Genomic DNA, 19,478 nt, shown 5'->3' with positions numbered 1-19,478 from the left:
ATGGGCAAATTTTGCACGGCAGCCCAAAGGACGCCCCATGAATCTGCCTCCCCGTCAGCAGCAAATCCTCGAACTGGTTCGCGAACGCGGCTATGTGAGTATCGAGGAAATGGCCACGCTGTTCGTTGTTACTCCGCAAACCATCCGCCGCGATATCAACCAGCTCGCGGAAGCCAATTTGCTGCGTCGCTATCACGGCGGCGCGGCTTACGATTCCAGTGTTGAAAACACCGCCTACGCCATGCGCGCCGACCAGATGCGCGATGAGAAACAGCGTATTGGCGAAGCCATTGCCGCACAGATCCCGGATCACGCCTCGCTGTTCATCAACATCGGCACCACCACCGAATCCATCGCCCGCGCGCTGCTCAATCACAATCACCTGAAGATCATCACCAACAACCTGCATGTGGCCTCGATGCTCAGCGCCAAGGACGACTTTGACGTGCTGCTGACCGGCGGCAATGTGCGGCGTGACGGCGGAGTGGTGGGTCAGGCGAGTGTCGATTTCATCAACCAGTTCAAGGTCGACTTCGCCTTGGTCGGGATCAGCGGGATCGATGAAGACGGCAGTTTGCTGGATTTCGATTATCAGGAAGTACGGGTGTCCCAGGCGATCATCGCCAATGCCCGTCAGGTGATTCTCGCCGCCGACTCGAGCAAATTCGGGCGCAACGCCATGATTCGCCTGGGTCCGATCAGCCTGGTTGATTGCCTTGTAACCGATCAGCAGCCCTCCCCGGCGCTGGCGCAGTTGTTGAACCAGCACAAGGTTCGATTGGAGGTTGTTTAAGCAACCCCCTCCACTGTGGCGAGGGAGCTTGCTCCCGTTGGGCTGCGAAGCAGCCCTTCAACCATTCAATCGAGTTCACTCAGAATCATCGGATTAGCCGTCAATGCGACGGCTTCGCCGCCGAGCGGGAGCAAGCTCCCTCGTCACAAAAGCTCTCCGCTAACGCTTCAATGTTCGTAAATTTTCCTTTAGGGGCCCTTCGATGAGTATTTTCAATCGAAGCTGACTGGCTGTGCGCGTCTTAATGGGCTAGTATTTTCGCAAATGAACATTTATGTTCGATTTCAAATACAGAAAATCAAAAGCCCCGAGGCCTTAGCCGATGCCCACTTCTACCTTGCCTACGCCCCCTCTCGCCGAGGTCTACGATATCGCCGTCATCGGTGGCGGGATCAATGGCGTGGGGATCGCAGCGGATGCCGCCGGCCGCGGCCTCTCGGTGTTCCTTTGCGAAAAGGATGACTTGGCCAGCCACACATCGTCAGCCAGCAGCAAGCTGATCCACGGTGGCCTGCGCTATCTCGAACATTACGAATTCCGCCTGGTGCGCGAAGCCCTGGCCGAGCGCGAAGTATTGCTGGCCAAGGCGCCACACATCGTCAAGCAAATGCGCTTCGTGTTGCCGCACCGTCCGCATCTGCGTCCGGCCTGGATGATCCGCGCAGGGCTGTTTCTGTATGACAACCTCGGGAAACGCGAACAACTCCAAGGCTCGAAAAGCCTGAAGTTCGGTGCGGACAGCGCGCTGAAAAGCGAAATCACCAAAGGCTTTGAATATTCCGACTGCTGGGTCGACGATGCACGCCTCGTTGTACTGAACGCCATGGCCGCGCGGGAAAAAGGCGCCCACGTCCATACTCAGACCCGTTGTGTCAGCGCTCGCCGCACCAAAGGTTTGTGGCACCTGCACCTGGAACGCGCCGACGGCAGCCTGTTTTCGATTCGTGCCAAAGCATTGGTGAACGCGGCCGGACCTTGGGTCGCCAAGTTCATCCGTGATGACCTGAAGATGGAGTCGCCATACGGTATCCGCCTGATCCAGGGCAGCCACCTGATCGTGCCGAAGCTGTACGAAGGTGAACATGCGCACATTCTGCAAAACGAAGATCAGCGCATCGTCTTCACCATTCCATATTTGAACCACTTCACCCTGATCGGCACCACCGACCGCGAATACACCGGCGACCCGGCTGCGGTGGCGATTACCGAGGGTGAAACCGATTACTTGTTGAAAGTGGTCAACGCCCACTTCAAAAAACAGGTCAGTCGTGACGACATCCTGCACAGCTATTCCGGTGTGCGTCCGCTGTGCAACGACGAATCGGACAATCCGTCGGCCGTGACCCGCGATTACACCCTCGCCTTGTCGGGCGCTGGCGAAGATGCACCGTTGCTGTCCGTGTTCGGCGGCAAGCTGACCACGTACCGCAAACTGGCCGAGTCGGCGATGGCGCAACTGGCCCCTTATTTCTCGCACATTAAACCGAGCTGGACCGCCAATGCGCCCCTGCCGGGCGGCGAAGACATGACGACCCCGCAGGCGCTGAGCTCGAAAATCCGCGACAGGTTTGACTGGGTCCCGACTGAAATCTCGCGCCGCTGGGCCACCACCTACGGCAGCCGGACCTGGCGCATGCTCGAAGGCGTGCAGAATCTGAGCGATCTGGGCGAACACATCGGCGGCGGTCTCTATACCCGCGAAGTCGATTACCTGTGCAGCGATGAATGGGCCACCACCGCCCATGACATCCTGTGGCGCCGTAGCAAGCTCGGCTTGTTCACCACACCGGCAGAACAGGACAAGCTCAGGGATTACCTGAACCAGGTCGAGCAAAACCGCAGCAAGATCCAGGCGGCCTGATCGACCAGCCAAACTGAAAAGCCCCGCCTCTTGCAAGAGAGCGGGGCTTTTTATGGGTGCCTGGAAAGTCGTCCTGCAGGAGCCGGCTTGACGGCGCCTGCAAATTTAGTCACGCAGGTCCGATTCGTGGATGGGTTGATCACGATGGGTGGCGCGCTGGTACTGCGCCGGCCAGATGGCCTTGCGTCCCCCTAGATCGTCGTCGGCGTGCAGCGGCCAGTACGGATCGCGCAACAGTTCGCGAGCCAGGAAAATGATGTCCGCCTGACAGGTGCGCAGAATGTGCTCGGCCTGCGCCGGTTCGGTAATCATGCCGACGGTACCGGTGGCAATCTCGGCTTCTTTGCGGACACGTTCAGCGAAGCGCGTCTGGTAGCCAGGCCCGGTCGGAATTTCCGCGTTGACCGCCGTCCCTCCGGAAGAAACATCGATCAGGTCTACGCCAAGGGCTTTGAGACGTCGCGCCAGCTCGACGGTCTCATCCGGATTCCAGCCATCCTCTACCCAGTCCGTGGCCGAGACCCGGACAAACAGCGGCAATTCTTCAGGCCACACCGCACGCACTGCTTCAGTGACCTGCAACACCAGGCGTATGCGGTTTTCAAATGAACCGCCCCATTGGTCGCGCCGCTGATTACTCAGCGGCGAGAGAAATTGATGCAGCAGGTAACCATGGGCCGCATGCACTTCCACCACTTTGAAACCGGCGGTCAGCGCTCGCCTGGCTGCATCGACGAAGGCCTGAATCACATCAGCGATTTCACCATCGTCGAGCTGTTTGGGTTGAGTGTGCTGCGGATCGAAGGCAATCGGTGACGGGCCGACTGGCAACCAGCCACCGTCGTCAGGCTTTACGCTGCCATGCTTGCCGAGCCACGGCCGCCAAGTGCTGGCCTTGCGACCGGCATGGGCCAACTGGATGCCCGCGATGCCGCCCTGAGCGGCAATGAAGCGGGTGATGCGTTGCAGGGGTTCGATCTGTTCATCGTTCCACAGACCAAGGTCTTGCGCGGTGATCCGCCCGTCAGCCGTGACCGCCGTGGCTTCGGTAAACACCAGCCCCGCCCCGCCAATGGCACGGCTGCCGAGGTGGACCAGATGCCAATCATTGGCCAGGCCATCGACGCTCGAGTACTGGCACATTGGCGACACCGCAATGCGGTTGAGCAGGGTCAATTGGCGCAGGGTATAGGGTTCAAGCAGCAGACTCATGGGGCACCTCTCGAATCAGTGGTCAGGCTCCAGGGTTCTGTTTGAAAAGTCGACGAGTGACAGGAAAAAGGTACGGCACCCGCCCCCGCGGGCAAAAAAATCGACAAGACGTCACAAGGATAATCAAGCAGTGCTTAGAGCCTAGTCGACATCGGGGGATGAGGGAGGGTTCAAGAAACGAAAACGCAGACAACCGGCAAATGATACCGCCCTTGTGTGGCGAGAGAGCTTGCCCCCTCGCCACACAAGCTATCGCGGTTCGATATGAGCAATCATCAACTGAACGGTCTCATTGCCCCGGAACTCATTCACATCGAGCTTGTAGGCCAGCTCCACCCACTTGATGGTCGGATTCGGCCAGACGTCCCGGTCGATACCAAAAGCGATGCCATCCAGTTTCACCGAGCCACACTCGCTTCGCAGCACGACCTTAAGGTGCCGTTCACCGACGACACGCTGCTCGACCAACTGAAACACCCCGTGAAACAGCGGCTCCGGAAAGTGCTGTCCCCATGGGCCGGCATGGCGCAACGCACGGGCCAGTTCCAGGTGGAACTCTTCGACCGCCAGGGTGCCGTCCGACAGCAGGCGCCCGGTCAGATCCTCTTCGCGCAGTTGCCGACGAACCTCGGCATCAAACGCTTCGGCAAACAGCGGGAAATTCGCTTCGGGCAACGTCAGGCCAGCCGCCATCGCGTGACCGCCGTACTTGGTTATCAAGTTCGGATGCTGCGCCGCCACCACGCTCAGCGCGTCGCGGATATGAAAGCCCTGGACCGAACGTCCCGAGCCCTTGAGCAGGCCATCGCCGGCATCGGCAAAGGCGATGGTCGGACGGAAGTAACGCTCTTTCATACGCGACGCGAGAATGCCGATGACGCCTTGGTGCCATTCAGGATCGAACAGGCACAAACCGAACGGCATCGACTCCAACGGCAGGTCCTTGAGCTGAGCCAGCGCTTCACGCTGCATGCCCTGCTCGATGGATTTGCGGTCCTGGTTCATGCCGTCCAATTGCGCAGCCATTTCACGGGCGAGGCCGGCATCTTCGGTCAGCAGGCATTCGATGCCCAGGCTCATGTCGTCCAGACGCCCCGCCGCGTTCAGGCGCGGGCCGACAATAAAGCCAAGGTCGGTGGAGGTAATGCGCGCAGGGTCACGCTTGGCCACTTCCAGGATCGCCTTGACCCCCGGCCGGGCACGACCGGCACGAATACGCTCGAGGCCCTGATGCACCAGAATCCGGTTGTTGGCATCCAGCGGTACCACGTCAGCCACGCTGCCCAGCGCCACCAGATCGAGCAACTCACCGATGTTCGGTTGCGGCTTGTCCGCATACCAGCCGAGCTCGCGCAACCGCGCGCGCAAAGCCATCAGGACATAGAAAATCACCCCGACTCCGGCCAGGGCCTTGCTCGGAAATTCGCAACCGGGCTGGTTCGGATTGACGATGGCGTCGGCCAACGGCAGCTCATCGCCGGGCAAGTGGTGATCAGTGACCAGCACGTTCAGCCCAGCCTTCTTCGCCGCCGCCACACCTTCGACGCTGGAGATGCCGTTGTCCACGGTGATCAGCAAGTGTGGCTGGCGCTCCAGCGCCACCGCGACGATTTCCGGCGTCAGGCCGTAGCCGTAGTCGAATCGATTGGGCACCAGGTAATCGACATGTGCCGCCCCCAGCAAGCGCAGCCCCAACGTGCCGACGGTACTGGCCGTTGCGCCATCGGCGTCAAAGTCGCCGACGATCAGGATCCGCTGACGCTGCTCGAGGGCGACCACCAGCAAATCCACGGCCGCCTCGATGCCCTTGAGCTTCTGGAACGGAATCAACCGCGCCAGGCTCTTGTCCAGTTCGGTTTCGGATTGCACCCCCCGCGCCGCATACAGGCGGGTCAGCAAAGGTGGAATGTCACCGAGGAAGGGCAAGGTGTCGGGCAGCAGGCGAGGTTCAATGCGCATGGGGTGACGGCAGCTTCTCTAGAATACGTAGGATAAATCGGGGAATGGCGCAGCCTCAGCCGCGCTCGCCCAGCAGCCAGGTCAGTTGGACTTCGTGTTGACCGCGATCATCGGTCACGAAAATCGTCCCTTCGCTGATCATCACGTCCCACTTGATGACGCGGGGCATGTCTTTGGCCAGGGTTTCCAGCACTTCCTGAGGCACGGCGGCGATGTTCACGTTCTTCAGGTTTTTCACTGCCGGCACCACTTTACCTTCCCAGACGCGCAGGCTGCCGTAAGCCAGCAGGCTGGTGCGCTCGGTGCGACGCGAGCACCAGGTGAGGCGCTCGGCATCCGGCTGGCCGACTTCGATCCAGTGCAGGACGCGGTCATCCAGGCTTTTTTCCCACAAGGCTGGTTCGTCCACTTCTGACAGACCACGGCCAAAAGACAGTTGTTCGTTGTACCAGAGGGCGTAGGCCAGCAGGCGCACGGTCATGCGTTCTTCGGTTTCCGAAGGGTGACGGGCGATGGTCTGCTTGACGCTCTCGTAGACACTGCGGTCGAGGTCGGTGAGGTTCAGTTCAAACTTGTAGGTCGTGGACGGCTGGGCCATGAACGGGCTTCTTGATACGGGGAAAGGCGGCAAGTCTAACCGATGCAGCCACCAATCAACGAATAGAAGGCGATCTACCTCGGGCGCCTGACGGTCGGCTATGTTAAAACTCTGTATCCGCTCAACCCTTGCCCTACAGGATCCCGTATGTCGTTGACCGCCAAACCGCTTTCAGGCCTGAAAGTCATTGAATTGGGCACATTGATTGCCGGTCCCTTTGCTTCGCGCATTTGCGCCGAATTCGGCGCCGATGTGGTCAAGGTCGAATCCCCGGACGGCGGCGATCCGCTGCGCAAATGGCGCAAGTTGTATGAGGGCACGTCGCTGTGGTGGTTTGTGCAGGCGCGCAATAAAAAGTCCCTGACCCTGAACCTCAAGCATCCCGACGGCCTGGAGATTCTGAAAAAGCTGCTGAGCGAAGCAGACATCCTGATCGAGAACTTCCGCCCCGGCGTCCTGGAAAAACTCGGCCTGGGCTGGGAGGTCTTGCACGCGTTGAATCCGAAGCTGGTGATGGTGCGCCTCTCGGGCTTCGGCCAGACGGGCCCGATGAAAGATCAGCCGGGGTTTGGCGCGGTCGGTGAGTCCATGGGCGGCTTACGCTACATCACCGGCTTCGAGGATCGCCCACCGGTGCGCACGGGCATCTCCATCGGCGACTCGATTGCCGCACTGTGGGGCGTGATCGGTGCGCTGATGGCTTTGCGGCACCGCGAGGTCAACGGCGGTCAGGGCCAGGTGGTGGATGTCGCGCTGTACGAAGCGATCTTCGCCATGATGGAAAGCATGGTCCCGGAGTTCGACGTCTTCGGTTTCATTCGCGAACGTACCGGCAACATCATGCCCGGCATCACGCCCTCCTCGATCCATACCAGCGCCGATGGCAAGCATGTGCAGATCGGCGCCAACGGCGATGCGATCTTTAAGCGCTTCATGCTGGTCATTGGTCGCGAAGACCTGGCCAACGATCCAGTGCTGGCCAGCAACGATGGTCGTGACAGCCGTCGTGACGAGCTTTACGGCGTCATCGATCGCTGGGTCAATTCGTTGCCGCTGGACAGGGTCATTGAACTGCTGAATCAGGCCGACGTGCCGGCCAGCCGGATCTTCAGTGCCGAAGACATGTTCAGCGATCCACAGTACCTCGCCCGGGAAATGTTCCTGCAGGCCAAACTGCCGGATGGCAAAGATTTCAAGATGCCGGGAATTGTGCCGAAACTCTCTGAGACACCCGGTGATTGTGAATGGGTCGGGCCGCAACTGGGCGAACATAACGCGCAGGTACTCCAGGAACTTGGCTATGACGCGTCGCAGATCACACAACTGCGCAAAGACGGAGCCATCTGAGCTGAAGCGTCTGGTTGCGCAATTCATCGAGCACGGCCAGTGGCGTAACGGACGAGCGTTGCGCGCTATGGCGGGCGTGCTCCTGATAACCGCCCTGGCGCCTTCGGCGTGGGCGCAGCCCAAAGAGTCGCTGGTCTGGCTCAAGCGCGATCTGCCACCGCTGTTCATTTTCGACGGACCGAAAAAGGGTCTGGGGATCATCGATCAACTGTTAACCAAACTGATCGCCGGCATGCCGCAGTACCAACACAGCGTGATGCTGGTCAATCGCGCGCGCGGCTTGCAGATGCTTCATGAGCCCTCTCTGACCTGTGATGCCGCCTTGAACTGGAGCAAGGACCGGGAAAGCTGGATCGCGTTTTCCATTCCCGTGTTCCGCGCCATGAGCAATGGCCTGGTCGTGCGCCGGGTGGATCGCGAAGTGCTGGCGCCGTTCCTCAAGGAGGGCGAAGTGGATCTGGCCGCCCTGCTGGCTACTGGCAGTGTAACGCTGGGGATTGTCGCCGAACGCAACTACGGCGAGTACCTGGACGCCATGCTCAAGCAGGCCCCGCCCGAATCTCTGACGCTGCATTACGGCAATGACGCACTGGGCAGTCTCCTGCAAATGCAACGCCTCGGACGCCTGCGGTTGCTGCTGGGTTATCGCCCGGAAATCCGCTATCAGGCGCAGCAGCAAGGGATCGGGGAGGATGAATTGCAGTTCTACCCGATTCGCGGCACTGGCAAGTACTTGTCCGGCTACATCGGTTGCTCCGATACGCCCCAGGGTCGACAGGTCATCACCGAGATCAACCAACTGTTGCGCACGCTGCCTCGTGACTACCTGAGCGAGGCCTACGCGGCCTGGCTCGACCCGGAAAGTCGCAGCGAATATCTGCAAGCCGCCCGAAAATTCTTCGAGCAACAGGCCGGGCACTGACAAAATCCGGACAAAAGAAACCCCGAGAAGTGGGGAGACGACTCGGGGTTAAACGCAGTCTACATAAAGACCGGTAGCAGCAAGCTACAAGCACCGGAGCACAATGCTTGATCCTGCTGTTAATGGGTCTGACTGACCTTGGTGCAGGAAGGTTCCCACAAAAGACAATTCAATTTCGGCTGGCCAACAACTTGTCCTGAGCGGCATTGCGTAACGCCGCGATCACACAAGGCTCCAGGCGCCCTTCCGCAATCAGTACATCGCGATGCAAACCGTCGACCACATCAGTCAACAATCGCTTGTCACTCAACTGCGCCTGATTGAATTTGCGATCGACCACCACTTCGCCGGTCGCGTTCTTCAATGTCACACGGCATTCGCCATGAATGCCTGCCGGAGTCAATGTCACCTGATACGGGCTCAGAGCCTCACCGAGCAAGAGACTGATACTTTCCATCTCGATCACCACTCAATAGTCCGAAAACAAAGTGCCTGGGGCGTGTCTACAGTAAATGACCGCCGGCCCGAGAAGAAAGTTCTGAATATCGATTACGCGTAAATATTCGTCTCTGGTCGATAGAGCATGCATGGCAAAGATGACAGAGAAAAAACTGTCCTGTCACGTCTGTCGGGGTCGGCGTTCGATTTCAGTCCACCCTCCCTGCAAACCCCGCAATTGCCCATCCGCACTGTAAAACGGCACGGTCCACTGGTAGATACCACTGAGGCCATGTTTGAACATCAATTGCCGCTCGCTGAAGCGTGGTTTGCGCGTCTGCAGTTGAGCCATGAACTCGGCATGCAAAAGCTCGGCGGTCTCTCGGGGCAAAACTTCCAGCTCGATCAACCGCTGTCCGCGCATCTGATCAAAACGGACCGACAGGCTTTCCTCGTAGCTTTTGTTGCACATGATCAAACGCCCCTGCGGATCGCAAACAAACACCGGGTCGGGCATGGCGTCCATCAATGCGTGCTGGAATGCCAGCTGATCGCGAAGCCCCTTCTCTGCGCTCAAGCGCTGCTCGATCACAATGGCCAATCGACGATTCCAGATCAGCGATAGCAGTGCAAACACGCTGACGATCAACAGCCCCACGCAAACCTGCCTGGTGACCCCCTCCCAGATTGAGGATGTGCTTGCCGGCGCAACGGCATAGAACCATTTGTGGCGCAACGCGCGCAGTTCAACGGGCGGAAACGCCTCCAGTGCTTTGCTGAGGATGCTCAACAGCTGTGGCTGCCCTTTGTGCACAGCCAGGTAATCCGCGTCCCATTTGCCTTCAAGCGCCTCACCCACCTTGAGCCGCCCCGACGGATAGAGCCGCGCTCCGATTTCATTGTCGATGGTCGCATACGCTTCACCGCTCTCAACCAGTGCCCGGGCTTCAGCGTGGGTTTTTACCGAACGCACTTCGATAGAAGGGTAATCACGACGAATCACGGCTTCCAGCGCATGTCGCGTCGGCAACACCAGCACCTTTTTCGCCAGTTGCTCCAGCGATTGCAGCTCAGGAGCCTCTGCGTGCCCGACAAACACCCAGCCCGCGCCACCAAAGGCATGACTGAAATCCAGAAAGGCCCTGCGCTCGTCGTTCATGGACAGCATCGTGCTCATGTCGGCAGCGCCACTTTCCAGACGATCGAGCAACTGCTCGGTGGAGAATGTCTCGTCGTAGACGAACCGCAACCCGGTCATGGCGCTGATGCGTTCCAGCACATCGTTATGGAAACCGCTCCAGCGACCGTGCTCGTCCTTGAACAGATACAAGGGGTACTGTGTCGACGCGACAACCACTTGTGAATGCCCGACCAGCCATTCGCGCTCCTGCGCATCAAGCTCGATCAGCGGCCCCGGCCCCGGCACCGCCGCCACCTCAGCCGCATAAGCGACCAGTTGCGCCGCCACAGCGCCTTGGGCCAGCCCCAGAAGGGCAAGCCAAAATATCCAGCCAACCGCTGGCTTCATCACTGCTAAATACTGCATTGCCACATCCTTGTGCTCGGCTCGCTAGTCCTCAATAAAGGCGATTTACCGGCCAGTTTGGCATGCAAAAACAAGAAAACCCGTCAGGAGACGGGCTTTCTTGTGTGACAGGTTTTGCCAGTTACAAAGGCTTACCACGATTGCCATGCTGGCTGACAAAGGCCTGCACGGCTTTCAGGTCATTCGGCAACACGGTGCAACGCTCGTCTCTCTCAAACAAATCAGAAAGATGTACAGGCAGTTCCAGCGCTTTTCCTACACCGGCTTTCTCCACCGCGTCCGGGAATTTGACCGGGTGCGCTGTGCCGAGGATCACCATCGGGATATCCAGGCTGCGCCGGCATTCGCGCGCGGCCTTGACGCCGATCGCGGTATGCGGATCCAGCACCTCGCCGGTCTGCTCGTAGACTTCGGCGATGGTTTCGCAGGTTTGTGCGTCATCCACGGCCAGCGAGTCGAACAGTTTACGGGCTTCGGTCCAGCGCTCTTGCTCGACGCTGAAACCACCACCTTGCTTGAAGCTGTCCATCAGCCCGGCAATCGCTGCGCCGTTGCGACCGTGCAGGTCGAACAGCAGGCGTTCGAAGTTCGACGAGACCATGATGTCCATCGACGGCGACAGCGTCGCGTGCAGGGTTTCCTTGACGTACTGGTTGCCGCTCATGAAGCGGTGCAGGATGTCGTTGCGGTTGGTGGCGACGATCAACTGATTGATCGGCAGGCCCATGTTGCGTGCCAGGTAACCGGCGAAGATGTCGCCGAAGTTGCCGGTCGGCACCGAGAATGACACCGAACGCGCCGGGCCGCCCAACTGCAGGGCTGCATGGAAGTAGTAAACGATCTGGGCCATGATCCGCGCCCAGTTGATCGAGTTCACCGCCACCAGGCGCGTGCCCTTGAGGAAGCCCTGGTCGGCGAAGCTCGCCTTGACCATTTCCTGGCAGTCATCGAAGTTGCCTTCGATGGCGATGTTGTGGATGTTCTCACCGAAGATTGTGGTCATCTGCCGACGCTGCACTTCAGACACACGGTTGTGCGGGTGCAGGATGAAGATGTCGACGTTTTCGCAGTGCTTGCAACCTTCGATGGCGGCCGACCCGGTATCACCGGAGGTGGCACCGACGATCACCACACGCTCGCCGCGCTTCTCCAGCACGTAATCGAGCAGGCGACCCAGCAGTTGCAGGGCGAAGTCCTTGAACGCCAGGGTCGGGCCGTGGAACAGCTCCAGCACCCATTCGTTGCCGTTCAACTGACGCAACGGCGCGACGGCGCTGTGGGCGAATACGCCGTAGGTTTCTTCAAGGATCTTTTTGAAATCGGCATCGGGAATGCTGCCGGTCACGAACGGGCGCATGACGCGGAAGGCCAGCTCGTGATACGGCAGGCCGGCCCAGGAAGCGATTTCTTCCTGGGTGAAACGTGGCAGGTTTTCCGGGACGTACAGACCGCCGTCGGTGGCAAGACCTGCCAGCAGGACGTCTTCGAAATTCAGGGCCGGTGCCTGGCCGCGGGTACTGATGTAACGCATGACTGACTCCAATGGACAGTGTTCGTAGTGCCGGGCCCGCAAGCGAACCCGGTCAACGATAACGGCTTAGTTCAGGTGCTCGACACGGATCCGTACAACCGGACCGACCACACCTGCCAAGGCTTCCAAAGCTGCGATGGCGTCGTTGATGCGCTGCTCCACCACGCGGTGGGTCAGCAGGATCATCGGCACCAGGCCGTCGTGTTCTTCGACTTCCTTTTGCATGATCGACTCGATGTTGATACCGCGCTCCGACAGGATGCTCGCCACCTGGGCCAATACGCCCGGATGATCCTTGGCCTGGATGCGCAAGTAGTAAGAGCTTTCGCAGGCTTCGATCGGCAGGATCGGGTGTGCGGACAACGAATCCGGCTGGAAGGCCAGGTGCGGTACGCGGTTTTCCGGGTCGGAGGTCATGGCGCGAACCACGTCCACCAGGTCTGCGATCACCGACGAAGCGGTCGGCTCCATGCCGGCACCGGCGCCGTAGAACAGGGTCGAACCGGCAGCATCGCCGTTGACCATGACCGCGTTCATCACGCCGTTGACGTTGGCGATCAGGCGATCGGCCGGGATCAGCGTCGGGTGCACGCGCAACTCGATACCGGAAGCAGTGCTGCGCGCCACGCCCAGGTGCTTGATGCGGTAACCCAGCGCTTCGGCGTAGTTGACGTCGGCGGTGGTCAGTTTGGTGATGCCTTCGGTGTAAGCCTTGTCGAATTGCAGCGGGATACCGAATGCAATCGACGCCAGGATCGTCAGCTTGTGCGCCGCGTCGATGCCTTCAACGTCAAAGGTCGGGTCGGCTTCGGCATAGCCCAGGGCTTGCGCTTCAGCCAACACGTCTTCGAAGGTCCGGCCTTTCTCACGCATTTCAGTGAGGATGAAGTTACCGGTACCGTTGATAATGCCGGCCACCCAGTTGATGCGGTTGGCGGACAAACCTTCACGGATTGCCTTGATGACTGGAATGCCCCCCGCCACAGCCGCTTCGAACGCAACAATCACACCCTTCTCGCGAGCCTTGGCGAAAATTTCATTACCGTGAACGGCGATGAGCGCCTTGTTCGCGGTGACCACATGCTTGCCATTCTCGATGGCCTTGAGTACCAGCTCGCGGGCAACGGTGTAGCCGCCTACCAGCTCTATTACGATGTCGATCTCAGGGTTCGTGGCCACTTCGAAGACATCGTTGGTAATCGCAATACCGGTCGTTTGGAACTGAGGCTTTGGCGTGCGCATGGCAATTTGTGCCACTTCGATCCCACGCCCGGCACGACGAGCAATTTCCTCGGCGTTACGCTGAAGTACGTTGAAGGTACCGCCACCGACGGTCCCTAACCCACAGATGCCTACTTTGACCGGTTTCACTGTGAACTCCCCATAAAACGGCCGACTCAAGGCCGGCCGTGAAAACAGCCGCATGCTCGCGGCTCTCTATTAATGGCCCGGCGATGCTGCTGCCGGACCATGCTCGTCAAAGGCTGGCCGTGACGATGTGAAATTTACTTCGCACTCAGCGCCAGTTTGGCGACTTGTGGCGCAGGCTGGTAGCCCGGAATGAGCTGACCGTCAGCCAAAACGATGGCCGGTGTACCGTTCACGCCAATCGACTGGCCGAGGGCGAACTGCTTGGAAACCGGGTTATCGCACTTGGCGGCCTTGATTTCCTTGCCATCGACCATTTTGTCCATGGCCGCTTTCTTGTCTTTGGAGCACCACACCGCCTGCAATTGCTCGTCACCCGGCGAGCCCAGGCCCTGGCGCGGGAACGCCACGTAACGCACTTCGATACCGCGCTTGTTCAGCTCCGGAATTTCGGCGTGCAGCTTGTGGCAGTACGGGCACGTGGTGTCGGTGAACACGGTGATGTGCGACTTGGTTTCACCGATGGCCGGGTAAACCACGGTTTCAGCGACTGGAATGTCATTGACCAGTTTGGAGATGCCCAGGCGTTCGGTCTTCTCGGTCAGGTTGACCGGTTTGCCGTCCTTGAGCTGGAACATGTAGCCCTGAACGACATACTGGCCGTCGGCGCTGGCATACAGCACGCGGCTGCCCTTGAGTTTGACTTCATACAGGCCCGGCAGCGGGCTGGCGGTAATGGTTTCTACCGGCACTTCGAGCTGGAGGTTTTCCAGGCTTTTACGAATGGCTTTATCGGCCGCGTCATCGGCGACGGCAAAGGTGCTGACCAACGCAATGGCTGCGGCGGCGAAAATCTGGGTCAGACGCATGAGAACTCCTGAAGGCGGACAAATGGGACGATCAGAACGCCCGTGCCGAAACACCGGGTCATAACCGCCCATCGTGCAAACCGGCAAAGCCTACCACATAAGGTTCACGTGGCCGAATGCGCCTGTCGCAAGACTTTCAGGACAAGATAATTTCCTGTGGTGTTTTTGTTTAGCCGCGGGGGTGGTGTTTGGCGTGCAATTCCTGCAAGCGTGCGCGGGCGACGTGGGTATAGATCTGGGTCGTCGATAAGTCGCTATGACCCAGCAGCATCTGCACCACCCGCAGATCCGCCCCGTGGTTGAGCAGGTGCGTGGCAAATGCGTGGCGCAACGTGTGCGGCGACAGCGACTTGCCGATCCCCGCGACTTTGGCCTGATGCTTGATCCGGTGCCAGAACGTCTGACGGGTCATCTGCTCGCCGCGCTGGCTGGGAAACAACACATCACTGGGACGCCCACCGAGCAGTTCGCCACGGCCATCGCGCAGGTAGCGCTCGACCCAGACAATCGCCTCCTCGCCCATCGGCACCAGCCGCTCCTTGCTGCCCTTGCCCATCACTCGCAACACGCCCTGGCGCAGGTTGACCTGCTCCAGCGTCAGGCTGATCAGCTCCGTCACCCGCAAGCCGCAGGCGTAGAGCACTTCGAGCATGGCGCGATCGCGCTGACCGATGGCTTCGCTCAGGTCCGGCGCCTTCAACAGCGCCTCCACGTCGGCTTCCGATAAGGATTTGGGCAATGGCCTACCGAGTTGCGGCATGTCGATGCGAAGGGTCGGATCGACAGCAATCAGTTTTTCCCGCAGCAAATAACGATAGAACCCACGCACACCGGAGAGAAATCGTGCGGTGGATCGAGGCTTGTAGTTTTGCTCCAGGCGCCAGGCGAGGTGATCGAGGATCAGTTCGCGGCCGGCGTTGATCAGTTCCAGTCCCTTTTCCTGTAACCAGCCATTGAACAGCGCGAGGTCACTGCGATAGGCCCCACGGGTGTTATCGGAAAGGCCTTTCTCCAGCCACAGAGCATCAAGGAATTGGTCTATCAATGGGTGATCGATGGCAGGCATGGGCACTCAAGTCACGCCGCCCTGGGGCGGCGCACAAAATTAAAAAATGGACAGGAAAACGGCCGCTAGTCTTTCATAGGCCGCCATGACAAGGAACAGGGAGCAGCAATGAGCGAACAGCAGATCTTATTGGCGTTTGGCGGAATCGGTGCAGCGGCGCTGCTCTGTCAATGGCTGGCCTGGCGCTTGAAACTGCCGGCGATCCTCTTTCTGCTGCTCACTGGGATCCTGGTCGGCCCGGTGCTGCATCTGCTCGACCCGCAGGAGATGTTCGGGCCGTTGCTGATGCCATTGGTGTCCCTGGCCGTCGCGCTGATCCTGTTCGAAGGCAGCCTGACCCTGCACCTGTCGGAGTGGCGAGAAATAGGCAGTGTCGTCCACCGTATGGTGACCGTCGGCGCCCTTTCCACATGGGTAGTCATTGCCGTTGCCACTCACTGGCTGCTGGATTTCGACTGGATGCTGGCCATCCTGTTCGGCAGCCTGACCCTGGTCACCGGGCCTACGGTGATCGTACCGATGCTGCGCGTCGTGCGCCCGAAAGCCTCGATCGCCAACATCCTGCGCTGGGAAGGGATTGTCATCGACCCGATCGGCGCCCTGCTGGCGGTGGTCGTCTACAGCTTCATCATTGCCAGTGCTGAAGGCCACGGTGTCAAACAAAGCCTGCTGACTTTCGGTGGCGTAATCCTGTGCGGCAGTCTGTTCGGCATTTTTGGTGGTTGGCTGCTGGGCACCCTGATTCGTCGCCAGTGGCTACCCGAATACCTGCATAACCTGGCAGCGCTCGCCGCCGTGCTGGGGATTTTCATCGCCTCGAACGAGGTGACGCATGAATCCGGATTGCTGGCCGTGACCCTGATGGGCATGTGGCTGGCCAATATGAAAGGTGTGGATGTGCGCCACATCCTGCACTTCAAGGAAAACCTCAGCGTCCTGCTGATTTCCGGGCTGTTCATTCTACTGGCAGCGCGCCTTGACCTGAATGCCATGCTCGGTCTCGGGCCATTGGTACTGATTCTGCTGCTGATCATTCAATTCATCGCGCGACCGCTGAACGTGATGCTCAGCACCCTGGGCTCAAGCCTGAACTGGCGCGAACGGGCATTGCTGGCCTGGATTGCACCTCGCGGGATCGTTGCGGCGGCCGTCTCGGCGATCTTCGCCATTCGCTTGCATGAGGCCGGTCACGAAGGCGCACTGTTGCTGGTGCCGCTGACTTTTGCCGTGATTATCGGCACCGTGGTACTGCAGAGTGCGACGGCCCGACCATTGGCGCGCCTGTTAAAAGTGGCGGAACCGGCGCCTAGCGGCTTTCTCATCATCGGCGCCAACGGCCCGGCGCGCACGCTGGGCAAAGCGCTGCAACAACTGGGCAGCCGCGTGCTGCTGACCGATTCGAGCTGGGAAAACATCCGGGCGGCGCGCATGGAAGGTTTACCCACCTATTTCGGCAACCCGGCCTCTCAACATGCCGATGCGCACCTGGACCTGGTGGGGCTTGGGCATTTGCTGGCACTGTCGCCATCCGGCGAACTGAACACCCTGGCGTCGATGCGTTTTCGTCATGACTTTGGTCATCAACGCTTGTTCGGGCTGGCCAGTGGTCAAGAGAGTCGCCGCACCGACAAGCACCGCGCCAGCCATGAACACCGCGGGCGCTTGCTGGGCAATGAGGAGTTAACCTACGTCAAACTGGCCAATCTGCTGCATCAGGGGGCTGAGCTGTACAGCACGCACCTGACCGAGGGCTTCGGCTGGGAGGATTATCAGGCGTTGCATGGCGAGCGTGCGACGCTGCTGTTTGCTCGCGACGACAGTGGCTGGGTGCACGTGGTGACGCCGGAAAGCTCGCTGAAACCTTCGGCGGGGTGGACGTTGTTGGCGTTGATTCAGCCGCAGGCAAGCGCCGCTACATAAATCGCAGGCAACAAAAAAGCAGCCCGCAGGCTGCTTTTTTCTGCATCGGAAGCTGGACTTAAGCCAGTTTTTCCTTGATGCGAGCTGCTTTACCAGACAGGTCACGCAGGTAGTACAGCTTGGCTTTACGTACGTCACCGCGACGTTTAACGGCCATGCTGTCGATTTGCGGGCTGTAGGTCTGGAAAGTACGTTCTACGCCAACACCGTTGGAGATTTTACGAACGGTGAATGCACTGTTTACGCCGCGGTTACGCTTGGCGATAACAACACCTTCGAACGCTTGCAGACGCGAACGGTCGCCTTCCTTCACTTTCACCTGAACGACAATGGTGTCGCCCGGGGCAAAGGTAGGGATCTCTTTGGTCATCTGCTCTGCTTCGAGTGCAAGGATGATTTTGTTAGTCATGCTGTGCTCCTAAGGTAAATCGTCGGATCTACCATCGATACGTTGTTAACTATCGTCCCGCTCGCGGATGTATTCCTCGAGCAGCTTCTTCTCTTCTCCAGAAAGCGAGCGGCTTTCCAGAAGATCGGCGCGTCGTTCAAAGGTCCGACCAAGGGACTGCTGTAAACGCCAACGCCGGATGTGCGCGTGATTGCCACTTAGCAATACGTCGGGAACACGCTGATCCGCATACACCTCCGGTCGGGTGTAGTGCGGGCAATCCAGCAAACCATCCGTAAAGGAATCTTCCTCAGCGGAGTCCGCATGCCCTAAAGCTCCAGGCAGCAGTCGTGTAACCGCATCGATCAGGACCATCGCCGGCAGCTCGCCGCCAGACAGTACATAGTCGCCAATCGACCACTCTTCATCGACATGAGCATCAATAAAACGCTCGTCAATGCCTTCATAGCGGCCGGCAATCAGGATCAATGCATCCAGATTCGCCAACTCGCGCACCGCCGACTGAGTCAGTTGACGGCCTTGGGGCGACAGGTAAATCACCTTCGCGCCCTCCCCGGCGGCTGCCTTGGCCTGAACCAGAGCATCTTCCAGGGGCTTGATCTTCATCACCATGCCTGGACCACCGCCAAATGGGCGATCATCCACAGTGTGATGTCGATCCGTCGTGTAGTCTCGCGGGTTCCAACAGGTGAGCTGCAACAGCCCCTGTTTCACCGCCCGACTGGTGATGCCGTACTCGCTGATGGCGGAGAACATCTCGGGAAACAAACTGATCACTTCTACGCGCAAGTTAGCCACGCTTAGAAGTCCGCGTCCCAATCCACCTTCATCTCACCTGCTGCCAGGTCGATGGCCAACACGCATTGCTCGGTATAGGGCAACAGGCGTTCGCGATCATCCAGGCTGCCAGCGCAAGGCTTGACCACCATTACATCATTCGAGCCGGTCTCCAGCAGGTGATCGATCTTCCCGAACAGTTGCCCGAGGGTGTCGATGACCTTGAGACCTTCCAGCTGGTACCAGTAGTACTCGCCGTCGGTCAGTTCAGGGAACAGGTTGCGCGGCACGCAGATCTCATAACCGGCCAGAAGACGAGCTTCTTCACGATCATCGAGACCCTTGAGCTTTGCGACCAGGAACTTGTCGTTCCCGCGTCCGCTGACCAGCTCTACCTGCTTTACATTGCCGTCACGCTTGAGCGTCCAGGTTTTGTAATCCAGCAGGTTCTTAATCGGATCAGTAAAGGAATACACCTTCACTTCGCCGCGAACGCCGTGAACAGAATAAATCTTGCCGATAACGATCAAATCATCAGCAACAGCTGGCGTCGCGTTCATATTGCTCAGGCCGCAGCCTTAGCAGATTCCTTCAACAACTGAGCAACGCGCTCAGAAGGTTGTGCACCAACGCTCAGCCAGTAGGCTACGCGCTCTTGGTTCACGGACAGACGAACTTCTTGACCACGAGCAACCGGGTTGAAGAAACCAACCTGTTCCTTGTGCGAACCGTCGCGCGGGTTGCGGCTGTCGGTTACGGTCAAGTGGTAAAACGGGCGCTTTTTGGAGCCGCCAAGGGCAAGACGGATTGTTAGCATGTGAACATCGTTCCTGTAGTCGGTGCTGCAAATCTAAAGGCACAG

At 59.2% G+C, this 19,478-nt stretch carries 18 protein-coding genes; 5 read left to right on the top strand and 13 right to left on the bottom strand.

The window, feature by feature from the left end; genetic code table 11:
• Positions 1 to 37 precede the first annotated feature (37 nt).
• Together KHO07_RS05490 and glpD are read left to right on the top strand one after the other, a co-directional pair.
• Positions 38 to 793, top strand: coding sequence for a DeoR/GlpR family transcriptional regulator (locus KHO07_RS05490; RefSeq protein ID WP_046042004.1), 756 nt, complete (start codon positions 38 to 40; stop codon positions 791 to 793).
• 322 nt (positions 794 to 1,115) lie between these two features.
• Positions 1,116 to 2,654, top strand: coding sequence for a glycerol-3-phosphate dehydrogenase (glpD, locus tag KHO07_RS05485; RefSeq protein ID WP_212626646.1), 1,539 nt, complete (start codon positions 1,116 to 1,118; stop codon positions 2,652 to 2,654).
• Between the two features lie 105 nt (positions 2,655 to 2,759).
• On the opposite strand, the gene KHO07_RS05480 is transcribed toward glpD, so the two are convergent.
• The 3 genes from KHO07_RS05480 to KHO07_RS05470 all read right to left on the bottom strand — a co-directional run bounded on the left by KHO07_RS05480 (position 2,760) and on the right by KHO07_RS05470 (position 6,423).
• The gene (locus KHO07_RS05480) at positions 2,760 to 3,866 is read right to left on the bottom strand and encodes an NADH:flavin oxidoreductase/NADH oxidase (RefSeq protein ID WP_150733792.1); all 1,107 of its coding nucleotides are present in this window, start codon (positions 3,864 to 3,866) and stop codon (positions 2,760 to 2,762) included.
• Between the two features lie 249 nt (positions 3,867 to 4,115).
• Positions 4,116 to 5,825: a single-stranded-DNA-specific exonuclease RecJ gene (recJ, locus tag KHO07_RS05475; protein WP_150733793.1), complete on the bottom strand. Its 1,710-nt coding sequence runs from the start codon at positions 5,823 to 5,825 to the stop codon at positions 4,116 to 4,118.
• Positions 5,826 to 5,880: 55 nt separating this feature from the next.
• Positions 5,881 to 6,423, bottom strand: coding sequence for a YaeQ family protein (locus KHO07_RS05470; RefSeq protein WP_056853617.1), 543 nt, complete (start codon positions 6,421 to 6,423; stop codon positions 5,881 to 5,883).
• Between the two features lie 147 nt (positions 6,424 to 6,570).
• On the opposite strand from KHO07_RS05470, the gene KHO07_RS05465 reads away from it, so the two are divergent.
• Together KHO07_RS05465 and KHO07_RS05460 are read left to right on the top strand one after the other, a co-directional pair.
• Entirely contained in the window at positions 6,571 to 7,770 is a 1,200-nt protein-coding gene (locus KHO07_RS05465) for a CaiB/BaiF CoA-transferase family protein (RefSeq protein ID WP_212626645.1), read from the top strand.
• Entirely contained in the window at positions 7,724 to 8,692 is a 969-nt protein-coding gene (locus KHO07_RS05460) for a TIGR02285 family protein (RefSeq protein WP_212626644.1), read from the top strand. The genes KHO07_RS05465 and KHO07_RS05460 overlap by 47 nt, the downstream gene beginning before the upstream one ends.
• A gap of 169 nt (positions 8,693 to 8,861) precedes the next feature.
• On the opposite strand, the gene KHO07_RS05455 is transcribed toward KHO07_RS05460, so the two are convergent.
• The 6 genes from KHO07_RS05455 to xerD all read right to left on the bottom strand — a co-directional run bounded on the left by KHO07_RS05455 (position 8,862) and on the right by xerD (position 15,510).
• Complete coding sequence (locus KHO07_RS05455) at positions 8,862 to 9,149, bottom strand: DUF3509 domain-containing protein (protein WP_150733796.1); 288 nt, start codon at positions 9,147 to 9,149, stop codon at positions 8,862 to 8,864.
• A 162-nt stretch (positions 9,150 to 9,311) separates the two neighbouring features.
• The gene (locus KHO07_RS05450; RefSeq protein WP_212626643.1) at positions 9,312 to 10,676 is read right to left on the bottom strand and encodes a transporter substrate-binding domain-containing protein; all 1,365 of its coding nucleotides are present in this window, start codon (positions 10,674 to 10,676) and stop codon (positions 9,312 to 9,314) included.
• A gap of 121 nt (positions 10,677 to 10,797) precedes the next feature.
• The gene (gene thrC, locus KHO07_RS05445) at positions 10,798 to 12,207 is read right to left on the bottom strand and encodes a threonine synthase (RefSeq protein WP_075945553.1); all 1,410 of its coding nucleotides are present in this window, start codon (positions 12,205 to 12,207) and stop codon (positions 10,798 to 10,800) included.
• Positions 12,208 to 12,273: 66 nt separating this feature from the next.
• Positions 12,274 to 13,578 (bottom strand): homoserine dehydrogenase, encoded by a 1,305-nt coding sequence (locus tag KHO07_RS05440; RefSeq protein ID WP_150733799.1) that lies wholly within the window; start codon positions 13,576 to 13,578, stop codon positions 12,274 to 12,276.
• A gap of 134 nt (positions 13,579 to 13,712) precedes the next feature.
• Positions 13,713 to 14,444, bottom strand: a complete 732-nt coding sequence (gene dsbC, locus KHO07_RS05435; protein ID WP_150733800.1) for a bifunctional protein-disulfide isomerase/oxidoreductase DsbC — start codon at positions 14,442 to 14,444, stop codon at positions 13,713 to 13,715.
• A 169-nt stretch (positions 14,445 to 14,613) separates the two neighbouring features.
• Positions 14,614 to 15,510, bottom strand: a complete 897-nt coding sequence (xerD, locus tag KHO07_RS05430; RefSeq protein ID WP_212626642.1) for a site-specific tyrosine recombinase XerD — start codon at positions 15,508 to 15,510, stop codon at positions 14,614 to 14,616.
• A gap of 108 nt (positions 15,511 to 15,618) precedes the next feature.
• Between xerD and KHO07_RS05425 the strand changes: the two genes are divergently transcribed.
• Positions 15,619 to 17,430 carry a sodium:proton antiporter gene (locus tag KHO07_RS05425; RefSeq protein ID WP_212626641.1) on the top strand — a complete coding sequence of 604 codons (1,812 nt, stop codon included), beginning with the start codon at positions 15,619 to 15,621 and terminating at the stop codon, positions 17,428 to 17,430.
• A gap of 58 nt (positions 17,431 to 17,488) precedes the next feature.
• Here the strand turns inward: KHO07_RS05425 and rplS are convergent, their stop codons facing one another.
• The 4 genes from rplS to rpsP are packed head-to-tail and all read right to left on the bottom strand — an operon-like array spanning position 17,489 to position 19,433.
• Positions 17,489 to 17,839 carry a 50S ribosomal protein L19 gene (rplS, locus tag KHO07_RS05420; protein ID WP_003175895.1) on the bottom strand — a complete coding sequence of 117 codons (351 nt, stop codon included), beginning with the start codon at positions 17,837 to 17,839 and terminating at the stop codon, positions 17,489 to 17,491.
• 45 nt (positions 17,840 to 17,884) lie between these two features.
• Positions 17,885 to 18,595: a tRNA (guanosine(37)-N1)-methyltransferase TrmD gene (gene trmD / locus KHO07_RS05415; RefSeq protein ID WP_244858302.1), complete on the bottom strand. Its 711-nt coding sequence runs from the start codon at positions 18,593 to 18,595 to the stop codon at positions 17,885 to 17,887.
• A gap of 44 nt (positions 18,596 to 18,639) precedes the next feature.
• Entirely contained in the window at positions 18,640 to 19,176 is a 537-nt protein-coding gene (rimM, locus tag KHO07_RS05410) for a ribosome maturation factor RimM (protein ID WP_034149001.1), read from the bottom strand.
• 5 nt (positions 19,177 to 19,181) lie between these two features.
• A complete protein-coding gene (gene rpsP, locus KHO07_RS05405) occupies positions 19,182 to 19,433 on the bottom strand; it encodes a 30S ribosomal protein S16 (protein WP_003198088.1) in 252 nt (83 codons plus the stop codon).
• Positions 19,434 to 19,478: the final 45 nt, after the last annotated feature.

It is taken from the genome of Pseudomonas sp. PP3, assembly GCF_905336995.1.
Classification (GTDB): domain Bacteria; phylum Pseudomonadota; class Gammaproteobacteria; order Pseudomonadales; family Pseudomonadaceae; genus Aquipseudomonas; species Aquipseudomonas reinekei.
Note: the sequence above shows the minus strand (reverse complement) of the source record. Positions and strands in the feature narration are given on the sequence as shown.